This window comes from Sphingomonas sp. (genome assembly GCF_036387595.1).
Classification (GTDB): Bacteria; Pseudomonadota; Alphaproteobacteria; order Sphingomonadales; family Sphingomonadaceae; genus Sphingomonas.
In genome coordinates, this window is sequence record NZ_DASVTL010000029.1 from 111,734 (window position 1) to 126,568 (window position 14,835).

15 protein-coding genes are annotated in these 14,835 nt (G+C 66.3%); 10 read left to right on the plus strand and 5 right to left on the minus strand.

Translation table 11 applies throughout. The features are described 5' to 3' along the window. Positions 1-221 precede the first annotated feature (221 nt). The 9 genes from obgE (at position 222) to lptG (ending at position 9,805) form a co-directional block, all read left to right on the plus strand. Positions 222-1,280, plus strand: coding sequence for a GTPase ObgE (gene obgE / locus VF643_RS01765; protein ID WP_331041640.1), 1,059 nt, complete (start codon positions 222-224; stop codon positions 1,278-1,280). 62 nt (positions 1,281-1,342) lie between these two features. Continuing rightward, positions 1,343-1,903: a Uma2 family endonuclease gene (locus VF643_RS01770; protein WP_331041641.1), complete on the plus strand. Its 561-nt coding sequence runs from the start codon at positions 1,343-1,345 to the stop codon at positions 1,901-1,903. A gap of 31 nt (positions 1,904-1,934) precedes the next feature. Further along, positions 1,935-3,035: a glutamate 5-kinase gene (gene proB / locus VF643_RS01775; protein ID WP_331041642.1), complete on the plus strand. Its 1,101-nt coding sequence runs from the start codon at positions 1,935-1,937 to the stop codon at positions 3,033-3,035. Continuing rightward, entirely contained in the window at positions 3,032-3,925 is an 894-nt protein-coding gene (locus tag VF643_RS01780) for an SDR family oxidoreductase (protein WP_331041643.1), read from the plus strand. Before proB ends, VF643_RS01780 begins: the two co-directional genes overlap by 4 nt. A gap of 40 nt (positions 3,926-3,965) precedes the next feature. Then, positions 3,966-4,208: an acyl carrier protein gene (locus VF643_RS01785; RefSeq protein ID WP_331041644.1), complete on the plus strand. Its 243-nt coding sequence runs from the start codon at positions 3,966-3,968 to the stop codon at positions 4,206-4,208. Beyond that, on the plus strand, positions 4,205-5,467 hold the full coding sequence (spt, locus tag VF643_RS01790; RefSeq protein ID WP_331041645.1) for a serine palmitoyltransferase: 1,263 nt from the start codon (positions 4,205-4,207) through the stop codon (positions 5,465-5,467). The genes VF643_RS01785 and spt overlap by 4 nt, the downstream gene beginning before the upstream one ends. A gap of 118 nt (positions 5,468-5,585) precedes the next feature. Continuing rightward, positions 5,586-7,433, plus strand: a complete 1,848-nt coding sequence (locus VF643_RS01795) for an ATP-binding protein (RefSeq protein ID WP_414713771.1) — start codon at positions 5,586-5,588, stop codon at positions 7,431-7,433. A gap of 84 nt (positions 7,434-7,517) precedes the next feature. Beyond that, positions 7,518-8,711 (plus strand): LPS export ABC transporter permease LptF, encoded by a 1,194-nt coding sequence (gene lptF, locus VF643_RS01800; RefSeq protein ID WP_331041647.1) that lies wholly within the window; start codon positions 7,518-7,520, stop codon positions 8,709-8,711. Beyond that, on the plus strand, positions 8,708-9,805 hold the full coding sequence (gene lptG / locus VF643_RS01805) for an LPS export ABC transporter permease LptG (protein ID WP_331041648.1): 1,098 nt from the start codon (positions 8,708-8,710) through the stop codon (positions 9,803-9,805). Before lptF ends, lptG begins: the two co-directional genes overlap by 4 nt. An 86-nt stretch (positions 9,806-9,891) precedes the next feature. Here the strand turns inward: lptG and VF643_RS01810 are convergent, their stop codons facing one another. Continuing rightward, entirely contained in the window at positions 9,892-10,983 is a 1,092-nt protein-coding gene (locus VF643_RS01810) for a fatty acid desaturase (protein ID WP_331041649.1), read from the minus strand. A 164-nt stretch (positions 10,984-11,147) separates the two neighbouring features. On the opposite strand from VF643_RS01810, the gene VF643_RS01815 reads away from it, so the two are divergent. Further along, a complete protein-coding gene (locus VF643_RS01815; RefSeq protein ID WP_414713772.1) occupies positions 11,148-12,302 on the plus strand; it encodes an N-acetyltransferase in 1,155 nt (384 codons plus the stop codon). A 50-nt stretch (positions 12,303-12,352) separates the two neighbouring features. Here VF643_RS01815 and VF643_RS01820 read toward each other — a convergent pair whose 3' ends face one another. From VF643_RS01820 to VF643_RS01835, 4 genes are all read right to left on the minus strand, one after another. After that, positions 12,353-12,583, minus strand: coding sequence for a hypothetical protein (locus VF643_RS01820; protein ID WP_331041651.1), 231 nt, complete (start codon positions 12,581-12,583; stop codon positions 12,353-12,355). Positions 12,584-12,750: 167 nt separating this feature from the next. Further along, positions 12,751-13,521 (minus strand): exodeoxyribonuclease III, encoded by a 771-nt coding sequence (gene xth / locus VF643_RS01825; protein ID WP_331041652.1) that lies wholly within the window; start codon positions 13,519-13,521, stop codon positions 12,751-12,753. 4 nt (positions 13,522-13,525) lie between these two features. Then, positions 13,526-13,864 carry a HesB/IscA family protein gene (locus VF643_RS01830; protein ID WP_331041653.1) on the minus strand — a complete coding sequence of 113 codons (339 nt, stop codon included), beginning with the start codon at positions 13,862-13,864 and terminating at the stop codon, positions 13,526-13,528. Between the two features lie 54 nt (positions 13,865-13,918). Continuing rightward, positions 13,919-14,644 carry a M23 family metallopeptidase gene (locus VF643_RS01835; protein WP_331041654.1) on the minus strand — a complete coding sequence of 242 codons (726 nt, stop codon included), beginning with the start codon at positions 14,642-14,644 and terminating at the stop codon, positions 13,919-13,921. Positions 14,645-14,835: the final 191 nt, after the last annotated feature.

Here is a 14,835-nt window from a genome sequence, read left to right on the forward strand (position 1 = left end):
GCGCGACGATGCGTGGCACCTTTGGCAATATCTGCGACCGTTGGTCGTGACGAAGTACAAGAAGCACGCTGCAGGATGTGACTTTCCAGTGACCTTTCGTCTGCGCCGACCGGGCGTTCCATCCACGCCGCGGCAAAGCCGCGTCGTCGGTCGCGGCGAGCCGCGCCGGCCGGGCTTGCGCCGGGTCGCTTTAGCGGCGCTAAAGCGCTAGGCGCTGCGCCATGCATTTCCTCGACCAAGCCAAGATTTTCGTGCGTTCCGGCAGCGGCGGCCCCGGGGCCGTCAGTTTCCGCCGCGAAAAATATATCGAATATGGCGGCCCGAACGGCGGCAACGGCGGCAAGGGCGGCGATATCATCTTCGAAGCCGTCGCCGGGCTGAACACGCTGATCGACTTCCGCTACACCCAGCATTTCCGCGCGCCCCGCGGCCACGGCGGATCGGGGCAGAACCGCACCGGCGGCGGCGGCGACGATCTGGTCATCAGGGTGCCGGTCGGCACCCAGGTGCTGAGCGAGGACCGCGAAGAGGTGCTGCTCGATTTTACGAAGGTCGGCCAGCGCGAGGTCTTCCTGCGCGGCGGCGACGGCGGCCGCGGCAATGCCAGCTACAAGACCTCGACCAACCGCACGCCCCGCCAGCACGGCGACGGCTGGCCGAGTGCGGAGGCATGGGTGTGGCTGCGCCTGAAGCTGCTCGCCGATGCCGGGCTGGTCGGGCTGCCCAATGCGGGCAAATCCACCTTCATCAACGCAGTGACCAACGCCCAGGCCAAGGTCGGCGAATATGCCTTCACCACCACCCGCCCGCAACTGGGCGTCGTCCGCCACAAGAACCGCGAATTCGTCGTCGCCGACATCCCCGGCCTGATCGAGGGCGCGGCCGAGGGCGCCGGGATCGGCGACCGCTTTCTCGGGCATATCGAACGCTGCCGGGTGCTGCTCCATTTGGTCGACGCGCAGGACGACGACGTCGCCGAATCCTACCGCGTGGTGCGCGAGGAGCTGGAGAATTACGGCGCCGGGCTGACCGACAAGCCGTTCGTGGTCGCGCTGAACAAGATCGACACGCTGGACGACGAACTGATCGAGGCGCTGTCCGCCGAACTGGCGGAAATCAGCGGCGCCGACGTGATCCCGCTGTCGGGCGCGGCGGGGACCGGCGTCGACTGGGTGCTCGACAAGCTGATCGAGGCGATCGGGCCGGAGGCGAGTCCGGAGGGCAGCCGGGTGGGTGACGACGATCAGGGCGAGGTGGCGGTGGAATGGTCGCCGGTGTGATGCATCCGGGGTGAATCGTGCTATCCTTGCGTCCGCTCCGCCTGACCATCGAGGAATCGGCCATGCGTCACGATCCCGCCTATAGAAAGATCACGGCCGACGAGTTTCTGGAGATGGATTTCGGCACCGACCGGCGCTTCGAGCTGGAAGACGGCGTCATCGTGATGATGGCCGGCGGAACCGAGCCGCACGCATGGGTCCAGGGAAATGTCTTTGCGTGGTTGCGGCAGCATCTGCGCGGGTCGGGCTGTCGCCCTTACGGCCCGGACATGGCCGTCCGGGTGAGCGAGACCGAGGTGCGCTATCCCGACGTCAGCATTTACTGCGACCAGCCGCCGCGCGACGACCTGACCGATGCGAAGACGCTCGCGAACCCGACCGTGATCGTGGAGGTCTTGTCGCCGAGCACCGCGACGCTCGACCAGGGGACGAAGCTGGAGGAATATAAGCGGCTCCCGAGCGTCCGCACGATCGCCTTTGTCGATCCGGTCAACGAGATGTGCCGCACGGTGGAGCGCATGAGCCAGGGCTGGCTGGACCATATGTTTTCGGGCACGCGCGGGATCGAGATACCCACGCTCGCTATCGTCATTCCCCACGAAGACATCTTCGCGCGCGATTGAGGCGATCGGCCGCACCGGCTAAGCCCCGCCGATGCTGTTCGCCCCCGCCACCTGCCCGCGCCTGATCGTCAAGGTCGGCTCGGCGCTGCTCGTCGATCCCGACGGCGCGGTGCGGCGGGACTGGCTGGCGGGGCTGGTCGCCGATATCGCCGACCGGGTCCGCGCCGGGCAGCAGGTGGCGATCGTCTCGTCGGGCGCCATAGCCTTGGGCGCGCGGCGGCTGGGGCTGGCGAAAGGTGGCCGCGCGAGCCTGGAGGATGCGCAGGCGGCGGCCGCGACCGGGCAGATCGCTCTGTGCCAGGTCTGGGCCGAGCTGCTCGGCGCGCGGGGCCTGACCGCTGCACAGATGCTGGTGACGCTCGACGACCTGGAGGATCGCCGCCGCTATCTCAACGCCGCCGCCACGCTGTCGCGGCTGCTGGCGCTGGGCGTGGTGCCGGTCATCAACGAGAACGATTCGGTCGCCACCGCCGAAATCCGCTTCGGCGACAACGACCGGCTGGCCGCGCGCGTCGCGCAGGCGGCGGCGGCGGGCGCTGTCGTGCTGCTGTCCGACGTCGATGGCCTGTACGACGCCAATCCGCACACCAACCCCGAGGCCAAGCACGTCGCCCGCGTCGAGCGGATCGACACGGTCGCCGCGATGGCGGACGCCGGATCGGCCTCGGGCATGGGATCGGGCGGCATGGTGTCGAAGATCGCCGCGGCGCGGATCGCCACCGCCGCGGGCGCGCATCTGGCGATCGCCAGCGGCCGGGCGGAGCGGCCGCTCTCGGGCGCGCACCGCCATACCCTGTTCGTGGCGGAGAAGACCGCCCCTGCCCGCAAGGCATGGCTCGCGGGCGGGCTGACCGCGCGCGGCAGCATCCACGTCGATGCCGGCGCGGCGCGCGCGCTGGCGGATGGCGGCAGCCTGCTGGCGGCGGGCGCGACGCGGATCGACGGCGGGTTCGCACGCGGCGACCTCATCACCGTCGAGGGGCCGGGCGGCACGATCGCGCGCGGGCTGGCGGAATATGACGCCGCCGAAGCGGTGCGGCTGCTCGGCCGGCGATCGGACGAGCATGCCGCGATCCTCGGCTATGCCCCGCGCGCCGCGCTGATCCACCGCAACCATCTGGCGCTGCTGTGATCCTCGCCGTCACCGGCGGCACCGGCTTCGTCGGCAGGCACGTCATCGACAGGGCGCTGGCCGCCGGCCACGTGGTCCGCGCGCTGGCGAGGGCGCCGCAACCGCCGCGCGCCGGGGTGACCTGGATAGCGGGCGCACTGGACGACCCGCAAAGCCTTGGCACCCTGTGCGCAGGCGCCGCCGCCGTCCTGCATATCGCAGGGACGGTGAACGCCGACCGCGCCGGCTTCGCCGCCGCCAATATCGAGGGCACGCGCGCCGTCATCGCCGCGGCACGGGAGGCGGGCGTGCGCCGCTTCGTCCATGTGTCGTCGCTCTCGGCCCGCGAGCCGCAACTGTCCGATTATGGCTGGTCGAAGCGCGAGGGCGAGGCGCTGGTCGAGGCGAGCGGACTCGACTGGACGATCGTCCGCCCGACCGGCGTATACGGCCCCGGCGACACCGAGATGCGCGACATGTTCCGCATGGCCGCCCGCGGCCTGGTGCTGCTGCCGCCGTCGGGCCGCGTGTCGCTGATCGCGGCCGGCGATCTCGCCGCTTTGCTGCTGGCGCTCGCCGAAGCCCGGGACCACCGGGCGATCTACGAAGTCGATGACGGCACCGGCATGACCCATGCCGAACTCGCCCAGGCGATCGGCATGGCGGTCGGCCGCAAGGTGTTGCCGGTCCACCTCCCCCGCCCGCTGCTGTCGCTCGCCGCCGCGATCGACACGGCGATACGCGGGCGCGGCGCCAAGCTCACCCGCGACCGCGTCGGCTATCTCTGCCACGCCGACTGGACCGCCGGTCCGGCGCGCCGCCCGCCGCCCGAACTCTGGACCCCCGCGACCGCCACCGCGGCCGGCCTCGCGGCGACGGCGGCATGGTATCGCGCACACGCTTTGCTATAGCCGCCGAAAAGCCGCCGCATTCATCGGCCAAGGAGGGTGCATGACCGATCGCCAAGCCATATTCGACACCGTCACCGCCCAGATCGAACCGTTCAACAAGAAGGGCGTGGCGCTGAGCGACGCGACGACCTTCCAGGGCGATCTGGAGTGGGACAGCCTGACCGTCATGGACTTCGTCGCCGCGATCGAGGACGAATTCGACATCATCATCACGATGAACATGCAGGCCGAGATCGAGACCGTCGGCCAGCTGGTCGATGCGGTCGCGAAGCTCAAGGCATGACCGACGCCGGTTTCCAGGCCGAGACGCTCGACCTCGATCCGCCCGCAGCCCCCCCTGTACGCGACCTGATGAGCAAGTTCGACGCGCTGATCGCCGAGCGGCAGGCGCTGATCGACACCGGCGTCACGGATCCGTTCGCAATCGTGATGGACGAGGTGCTCTCGCCGACCCAGGCCGTCATCAAGGGGCGCGAGACGATCCTGCTCGGCACCTATAATTACATGGGCATGACCTTCGACCCCGATGTGATCGCGGCGGGCAAGGCCGCGCTCGACAAATTCGGCTCGGGCACCAACGGCAGCCGGATGCTCAACGGCACCTTCCACGACCATATCGAGGTCGAACAGGCGCTGCGCGACTTCTACGGCGTCAGCGGCGCGATCGTGTTCTCGACCGGCTACATGGCCAATCTGGGCATGATCTCGACGCTGGCGGGCAAAGGCGAATACGTCATCCTCGACGCCGACAGCCACGCGTCGATCTACGACGGCTGCGCGCAGGGCAATGCCGAGATCGTCCGCTTCCGCCACAACAGCGTCGAGGATCTCGACAAGCGGCTCGGGCGCTTGCCCAGGGAACCCGCCAAGCTGGTCGTGCTGGAGGGCGTCTATTCGATGCTCGGCGACGTCGCGCCGCTGAAGGAAATGGTCGCGGTCGCCAAGAAGCACGGGTGCATGGTGCTGAGCGACGAGGCGCATTCGATGGGCTTCTTCGGTCCCAATGGGCGCGGTGTGTACGAGGCCGAGGGGCTTGACGATGAGGTGGACTTCATCGTTGGGACGTTCTCGAAGTCGGTCGGCACGGTCGGCGGTTTCTGCGTCTCGAACCATCCCAAGTTCGAGGCGATCCGCCTGGCCTGTCGCGCGTACATCTTCACCGCGAGCCTGCCTCCCTCCGTCGTGGCGACAGCGACGGCCTCGATCCGCAAGCTGATGACCGCGACGGCAAAGCGCGAGGCGCTCTGGCGCAACGCCCGTCACCTTCACGGCGGACTTACCGCAATGGGGTTCCGCCTGGGCACCGCGACGCCCGACAGCGCGATCGTCGCGGTGATCCTCGACGACCAGCAGCAGGCGGTGGCGATGTGGCAGGCGCTGCTCGAAGGCGGTCTGTACGTCAACATGGCCCGGCCCCCGGCAACCCCGGCCGGCACGTTCCTGCTACGCTGCTCGCTATGCGCCGAACACACGCCGGCACAGCTGGATATAGTGCTGCACATGTTCCAGTCGGCGGGCCGCATGGTCGGCGCGATCGACTGAGGTCCAGCGATGGTTTGCGCGTACGTCCGGATGCGATAGTATCGCGCCGGTGGAATGGACGGCTGACCACGCACCGGAAGACGGAGATGCGCTCTGGCGCACCTTCGCGTTCGTCGCGATGGCGGCGTTGGGGGCAGCGACCCTCGTTGCGCTGATGGTCATCCTAGGCGGGGCGAACCGGCAGCGTGACCAGGCGCTCGAACTCCAGTCGCGCAGCTACGACGTGATGATCCTGGCTCGGTCGCTGTCGGGAACGATTGCCCGCTCGGAGGCATCGCTCGGTCGCTATGTCATATCGGGCGACCGGGGGATGGGGCAGCTCTATTCGGAAGACTGGAACCTGGCCGCCAGTCAGATTGACCGCCTGGACCGCATTGCGGACGATCGCCAGCAGCAGCGTCGGATCGACGCGCTGCGGGAAGCCTATATCGCACGAGGACGCGATCTTTCCCTCACCGCCCTGAGCACTGCGTACAAGAAGAACCGCCAGGCCTACGCCCTCTACAATCAGGCAGGTATGGCGCCCGAGCTCGTTCGGATCAACCGACTGCTCGATGCGATCATCGCGCGCGAGAAGGCGTTGCTCGCCAACCGTACCCGCGCGGTCATGGGCACCGTCGAGGAATCGAGTCGGATCGCGCTGCTCCTGGCGGTATTCGGCATCTTGCTGGTGCTCGGCGCCATCACGCTGGGCTGGATGACGCTCGGTGCCTACACCGAACGCAAGGTGGCGCAGGCCGAGGCCGATGCAGCGCGCCAGCGCGCCCGCGAACTGGCAGAGGCGGTGACACAGGCCACCGACGAACTGCGCGCGCAGGAAGCCAAGTTGCGTCAGGTTCAGAAGATGGAAGCGGTGGGCCAACTAACCGGCGGCATCGCGCATGATTTCAACAATATGCTCGCCGTCGTTCTCGGCGGCCTGGAACTTGCCCGGCGCGTGCTCCACTCAGACCCCACGTCCGCTGCCCGACACATCGACAACGCGACCGAGGGCGCAAACCGCGCGGCCGCCCTGACCCGTCAGCTGCTGGCCTTTTCGCGTGAGGACGCACTGAACGCGGAGAGCATCGTCGCGCGCGAGATCGTGGACGAGATGTCTGCGTTGCTGGACCGCACGCTTGGTGACGCGGTGACGCTAGTCGCCCAGGATGGATCCGGAGGCTGGCGTATTCGATGCGACCGGGTGCAGATCGAAAATGCCATCCTCAACCTCGCCGTCAACGCGAGAGATGCCATGAACGGCCGCGGTACGCTGACGATCGCGACCGGGCGGGCGATGCTGCGGGAGGGCGAGGTCGGTGAATGCGGTGCCGGCGAGCACGTCACGATCGCGGTCACCGATACCGGGACCGGCATGAGCCCCGAGGTGGTTGAGCGGGTGTTCGAACCTTTTTTTACGACCAAGCCGGTGGGCAAGGGCACCGGGTTGGGCCTCAGCCAGATCTTTGCACTGGTTCGTCAGCTTGGCGGCGGCATCGCCATCGACACGAAACTCGGCGAGGGCACTACGGTAATCCTCTATCTGCCCCGCGATACGGCTTCGCCCGTACGCGTCGTCGCAGAACCCGCAACGCCCGAGGCGACCGGCAGCGACCGCATCGATCTCCTTGTCGTCGAGGATGATCCGCGGGTTCTGGCAGCCACGATGAGCGCGCTGGCGGAACTGGGGCATCGTGCGATTTCCTGCGACGATCCCCTCGCCGCGCCCGCGCTGCTCCAGCGTCATCCGCACATCGACCTCGTTCTCTCGGACGTCCTGATGCCGCGCCAGACCGGAACCGAGATGGTGGCCGGGCTGGCGGCCGACTTTCCGCATCTGGCGGTGCTCTTCGTCACTGGTTTCGCAGGCGAGGCCAACGGCGAGGCCCTTGGTGGCCATGTGCTGCTGCGCAAGCCGTTCACGCTGGCCGGACTCGAACGCGCGATCGACGCCGCGATGGCGCGCACGCGGGGGGCGACTCCCTAGCCGATCGCCGCGGAATAAGGCTGACGGGGGCGACGGCCGTGCCTATACCCGGCACTCACCGTCCAAGGTTCAGCGCGTCCCAGCATGAAGTCCATCGACCGCTATATGGCCCGGCTGATCGCGGTGCCGCTGCTCTCGACGCTCGTCATCGCGGCGATGCTGCTGGTGCTCGACCGCATGCTGAGGCTGTTCGATTTCGTCGCGACCGAGGGCGGGCCGGTGAGTGTCGTCTGGCGGATGCTGGCCAATCTGTTACCCGAATATCTCGGCCTCGGCATTCCGATCGGACTGATGCTGGGCATCCTCCTTGCCTTTCGCAAGCTGGCCACGTCGTCCGAACTCGACGTGATGCGCGGGGTCGGCATGAGCTATTCGCGGCTGTTGCGCGTACCGTACATGTATGCGGTCGTGCTTGCGCTCGTGAACCTGGCGATCGTGGGATATGTCCAGCCCCGCGCCCGTTATGCTTATGAACAATTGCGCTTCGAATTGCGCACCGGGGCGCTTGGAGCATCCATCAAGGTCGGCGAATTCACCCATCTGGGCGCGCGCATGACATTGCGTATCGAGCAAAGCCGCGAAAGCGGGCGCGACCTGTCCGGTATTTTCGTCAACGTCCGCACCCCTACGGGTGATTGGCTCGCGGTGACCGCCGAACAGGGTCAGTTCCTGGGCACAGACGACAAAAACGTCATCATCTTTCGGCTGACCAACGGCACGCTGATCCACAACCGACCCGATTTCAAGGCTCCGCGCGTGTTGACCTTCAGCAGCCATGACCTGCCCATCGACCTGCCGCGCTTCGAGAACTTCCGCCAGCGCGGCGGCGACAATCTGGAGTCGGGTCTGATCGAACTGGCCCGACGTGGCAAGCAGGGGACGACGGAGGCGCAGCGCGATTCGAGCCGCGCCGAATTCCACTTCCGCCTGGCGGAGGTCGCGTCGATGTTCCTGCTGCCGATGCTTGCACTCGCGCTCGGAGTGCCACCGAAACGGTCGTCCTCCGCGCTGGGAGTCTTCCTTTCGATCGTGATGATCGTGACCTATCACAAGATCAATCAATATGCTGCCGACGTGGGCGAACTCGGGCGGATCGACCCGTTGATTGCCCTGTGGGTTCCGTTTGGACTGTTCGCTGGGCTGGTGTTCTGGATGTACTACACGATCGCCTATGTCCCCGGCGGTCAGCCGATCGGCGCGCTGGAACGCGTATTCTCAAAGGCGGGCAAGGCGATCATGTCTCGGCTGCCGACGCGTAGGAAGGTGCTGCCGGCATGAAAGGCGCCAGCTTCTTCCCGTCGCACACAGTCGCGATCTACATGGCGCGGCTGTTTCTGGTCCGCACCTTTGGCATCCTGGCGGCGCTCGTACTGGTTCTGCAAGCGCTCGATCTGCTGAGCGAAACCGGCAAGATTCTGGCGCAGGCGGGTAATGGCGATGCGGAGGTCTGGCGCTATGTCGGACTGCGCACGCCGCAGATCGTCGCGCGCTTCCTGCCCTTCTCGGTCCTGCTCGGCACCATATTGACGCTGATCCAGATGAACCAGAACAGCGAGATCGTGGCGCTCAAGGCGTCCGGCCTGTCGGCGCATCAGGTACTCGCGCCGCTGCTGATCGCCAGCTTCGGCGTGGCGATCATCAGCTTCGGCTTCAACGAGCGGATCGTCGCGCGCGCGACTGCGACTCTCGATCAGTGGCAAAGGGTGGATTACGGGGCGCTGCCGATCGACCGCGGCGACCGATCGAATGTATGGGTGCGAGATGGCGACGATTTGATCCAGGTCGATCAGATTCGTGGCCGCGGCGACGCAGCGCGGCTCGGCGGCGTCACTATCTATGATCGCACCGGCGGCAATCTGGTCGCAATAGTCCGGGGCACGGTCGGCATGCGCGACCGTGACGGCTGGCGGATCGCCAACGCGCGGCGCTTCGACGTGGCGACGGGGCGGGAGACTCCGCTCGGCACGATCATGGTTGCACGGGGTGTGCGGCCGGACCAGTTCACGCTGGCAACGGTCGATGCAGAGGGGTTGCCCTTCGATGCGCTGAAGGCGGCGATCGACGACCTGTCAGAATCGGGCCGGCCGACAAAGGCACTGGAAGGCGCCTTGTGGCACAAACTCTCAGGCCCTCTGTCTTCCGTACTGATGCCACTGCTGGGCGCGGTAGCCGCGTTCGGCCTGGCCCGGTCCGGGCAATTGTTCGTGCGCGCGGTGATCGGCATGGCGCTTGGTTTTGCCTATTTCGTCGCGGATAATTTCGCGCTCGCGATGGGCAATCTGGGCGCATATCCGCCATTTCTGGCGGCCTGGGCGCCGTTCCTGCTGTTCCTCCTGATCGGCGAAGCGGTACTGATCCGTACGGAGGAATGACGGCGGGTTGTGTTATTCACACCACCCTGCCCTTCGCTCGATTGCTCCTGGCCGCAGAACGGCCACGGGCGGCCTGGAGGACAGTCCTAACGCGCGAGGCGCATGGTGCTGCGCGCGATGCGGCCGACCAGGCCGGGTAGACCGGCGTAGCTCGACTTGTGATAGGGTGAGTCTTCGCTAAGCGCCGCACTGAGGCGACGATGCGCCTCTCCCAACGCGTGGTACGGAAGGCTGGGCAGCAGATGGTGCAAGGCGTGGTAGCGCAATCCGACCGGCGCCCACAAAGCGGGCAGCAAGGTGGGTGGCGGCACGTTGACCGAATCCAGATATTGCGCGGTGACGGTCATCGCCTCGCCCTCATTCTCCCAAAGATGCGCCACAAGTGTGCGCACCTGGTTGGTCACCGCCACCGCGGAGACTAACGCGAACCCGATCGCAAAGCTTCGCAGCGGCACGGCGCCGGTCACGACCGATGCGACGATGACGATCGCCCAAACGCTTGCAGCGATCTCGATGCGATTCCACTGGGTACGCGCCGCGCCCTCCGGGCTGCGTCGGCGAAATGCCGGATTGATGGCGAGTGCCGAATACCGTTCCACGACAATGCGGCGCAGCGGCGGCACGAGAACCGACAGGGGTGCGAGGACGGCGTAGCGGACCAGAAGCGCCACCGGCGCGAGCGCGGCCACCAGGATGAACAGCGGCAATGTCCACGGCTTCATCAGCGCGAGAGGTAGATATTCGGGGTCTTCCGACGTGCCATAGCGCGTCTTTGCGTGGTGAAGGTTGTGGACGCCTTCGTACATGAACGAAGGGGTCAACAGCGGCACGCCGACCAGCGCGTTCCAGCCGAGGCGAAATCCGGGCAACGCGCTATGCTTCATGTGGCTGACTTCGTGGATGAAGCTGAGCGCGCGGTACAATGCCAGGACCGCAACGATCCCGGCCGGGATCATCACAGCAGTCGAACTGGTGCTGACCGCCAGCACGAACGAGCCATAGCCGATCACGGCCGAGACGATGAGGTCCGCCCAATAGATCGCGGGTCGCGGCGCCGAAAGATCACGGGTCAGTTCCGCCGCGGCACGCAGCATCGCGCGGTCGTCCGCTACGCGGTGCGTGGGAGCAGCGGCACGCGCGGCAGCCGGAGCCGAGCGATGAAGGGACAAGGTGCTCATAATATGGTCCATTGCCCGGAGATAGTGGCGGCAGCGTGGCAATTACAGGCCGAGCGCGGCGGTGAAAGTTGCAGCCTGCGGTCGGCTGCGATGCGATGACGCAATCGTCACTCGCCTTGCCCGTCCGCGCTGGTAAACACCTCGGTCACATTCTGGAGGACGAATTGCCGACCCAATTGACCATTCGCTCCGTCGAAACGCCGCGCGATCGCAAGATCTTCATCGACCTGCCCTTCCGGTTATATGCAGGCGACCCGAATTGGGTGCCGCCCCTGAAGGGAGAGGCGCTTGGGCTCATCACGCCGGCCAAGAACGGCTGGTTCAGCCATGCCAAGGCGCAGTTGTTTCTGGCGGAGGAAGGCGGACGGGTCGTCGGGCGCATCTCGGCGCACATCGACACCCTGGCACTGGAGATGCCGGCCGCGCAAGGTTTCGGCCCCGGCGTAGGCCAATGGGGACTGATGGAGGCGGAGCGCGAGGACATCTTCAAGGCTCTGCTCGCCCGTGCCGAGGCGTGGCTGCGTGGCGAGGGCATGACGCGTGCGCTGGGACCAATCAGCATGTCGATTTGGGAAGAGCCGGGACTCCTGGTTCAAGGCTATGACCATCCTCCGACGATCATGATGGGCCACGCCATGCCGGAATATCGCGCATGGATCGAAGCGGCGGATTATGCCCGCGCCAAGCGACTGCTGACCTACGAAGTCGACATCATCCCCGAATTCCCGCCGCTGGTGCAACGCATCATCAAGTCGGGCGAAAATAACTCGCGCATCCGGATCAGGCAGGTCGACAAGCGCAAGTTCGACGAGGAGGCGGCGATCATCCTGGCCATTCTCAACGACGCGTGGTCGGACAACTGGGGTTTCGTGCCGCTCACCCCACCCGAGATCGCCGACGTCGGCGTCAAGCTCAAGCCGATCGTCTTCAACGACCTGATCCGCATCGCTGAGGTCGACGGGCGGCCGGTGGCGTTCATGATAACGCTGCCCGACTTGAACGAAGCTATCGCGCCGCTGAACGGCCGGCTGCTGCCCTTTGGGTGGGCCAAGCTGCTGTTATGGCTGCGCGCGCCCAAGGCAAGGACGGTGCGAGTGCCCCTGATGGGGGTCGTCAAGGATTTGCAAACCTCGCGGATGGCTAGTCAGTTGGCTTTTATGATGATCGATTATATTCGGCGGGCTGCCATCGCGCATTATGGGGCGACGCGGGGCGAGATCGGCTGGATCCTGGACGACAACAAGGGAATGGTGTCGATTGCCGAGACGCTGAAAGGCCGCATCAACAAGGTCTATCAGATCTACGCGCGCGACCTGTGACGGCGCACCCGACCCGCACGGCGGCGGGTGCGGGTGCGCGTGGCATCGGCTCACTTGCCGGCGAGCGGATCGGACCCCTGGTTCAGCCATTGGTTGCGGGTGTGACAGATGCGTCGGGCGATCCGCGAGCCGGTGATCGTATCGACGACGCAATAGCGCGTCCTGTCGTCCTTCGCGGACATGCTCTGTGCAGCAGTCGGCGCGGGCGCGGTGCGCGGCGCTTCGGTTGGCGCTGCGATCATGGCCACCAGGCTCAGCGCGACGTCCTGAAATCCAACCATCTTCATTCTCCCTGCGGCCCCGTGCCGCAGGTGTGTCACTGCATTAGTCGTGCCATACACTCAGGTCGTGCAATCTCAGAGACTTAGCACGAGAGAGCTCTGCGCCATTCGCCAGATCGTGGCCACTTCCGCCAATTCCTGGCGCAACGAAGCGGCCTCAAAAAATGTTAGCGAAGCGCCGCCCAGGTCGGCGCGTGATCGCTCGCCCGCTCGCGACCGCGATGCGTCTTGTCCACGCCGGCATCATGCAGCCGGTCGGCGACCGCCGGGCTGAGGAGCAGGTGGTCGATGCGGAACCCGGCGTCGCGCGCCCACGCCCCCGCCTGATAATCCCAGAACGTCCAGACGCCTCCCCGCGGGTGTCGGGTGCGCAGGGCGTCGGTCCAGCCGTCCGCTACCAGCCGGCGATAGGCTTCCCGGCTTTCGGGCTGCATGAGCGCGTCTTCCGCCATCGCCCGGATCGAGAAGGTGTCGTCGTCGTTGGGAATGACGTTGAAGTCGCCCGCCAACACTGTCGGCACCTCTGACGACAACAATTCCCGGCCACGCGCGCGCAACCGTTCGAACCAGCGCAATTTGTAGTCGAACTTCGGCCCCGGCTGCGGATTGCCGTTGGGGAGGTAGATGGAGGCGACGATCAGCCCGTCGACGTCGCATTCGAGATAGCGGCTATGCTCGTCCTCAATCTCGCCGGATAGCCCGCGCTGACGCTCCACCGGCTGCTTGCCGCGCGCCAGGACAGCGACACCGTTGAAGCCCTTTTGCCCGTGCCACACCGCGCCATAGCCGGTCGCTTCGATCTCTGCCGCCGGGAACGTCTCGTCGCTCGACTTCAACTCCTGAAGGCAGACGATACCGGGCTGCTCCTCGGCCAGATACTCGACCAGGCGGGGCAGCCGTGCCTTGATGCCGTTGACGTTGTAGGTGACGATCTTCAACGGCTTAGACAGCGAAGCTCGACCCGCAGCCGCAGCCCGAGGCGGCGTTGGGATTGGCGACCTTAAACGCCGCGCCGCCAAGCGACTCGACGTAATCGACCGAACAGCCGCGGACCAGATCGAGGCTGATTTCGTCGACCAGCAAGCGAACTCCGTCGGTCTCGGCGACGGTATCGGCGGCTTCCGGCGCGTCGGCGAGCGCGAACTTATACTGGAATCCGGAGCAACCGCCGCCGTCCACCGAAAGCCGCAGGATCGCCGGCTTTCCCTGGCGTGCGGCAATCGCCGCGACGCGCGCGGCAGCGGATGGGGTCAGAGCGATGTCTTGAACGAGCGTTGCCATGTTACGCAGATAGGCGCGTGTGTCGTGCCCGGCAACAGACGTGCGTGATCCGCCTCAATCCTGGGGCGCGGGGCCATCGGTGGATACTGGGATCGCGCGCACCGCCTGATCCTGAGACGCGAGCAGATAGTCGGCGGTCGTCAGGAAGGGGATCGGGTTGACCGCATGGCCGTCGATGCGCACCTCGTAATGGAGGTGCGGGCCGGTCGAGCGCCCGGTCGAACCCATCAGCGCGATCATCTGGCCACGCGTTACGCGGGCGTGGTCGGCAACGAGGATCTGCGAAAGGTGGCCATAGCGGGTGGCAATGCCCTTGCCGTGATTGATCTCGACGAGATTGCCGTAGCCGCCCTGGCGCCCGGCGTGGCTGATGATGCCGTCCGCGGTGGCATAGATCGGCGTGCCGACGGGGCCGGGAATGTCGACGCCCGCGTGCATCGCCGCGGTGCCGCGGAACGGATCGCTGCGGATGCCGAAATTGCTGGTGAAAGAGAGTTTCTGCACCGGCTGGACCGAGGGGATGGCGATCGCGCCGATGCCGCTCTGGGGCGTGTCCAGCCGCTTCCACGTCTGGAACAGGGTGCGGAATTGCTGGTCGGAGCGAAGTTCCGCCGTCGCAGCCTCGCTGGCGGCGGCAAGGAACGGTCCGCCCGACGAAACGGGGGTGGCGGCGGCGCCATCGGCGGCCTGCGCGATCCCGGACGTGGCCGATGCTGCCAAGCCCAGCGCCAGGACCGCAGTGCGATATTTCGACACGACCGATACGGTGAAAATGGTCATCAAAACCCGATACGATGCGCCCGACGGCCGTGTGCCGCCATGCTCGTGAATAACCGACCGGGTTGCAGCCCCACCGCTCCCTGGACAATTAATGTGTGACCCAGCGCGTCCGCTTTGTGCAATAGCGCGACGCTCGCAGCGCGTCAGACCGGCATCGGGCAGCGGCGAACCGTTGAACCGAAGTCCCGCAG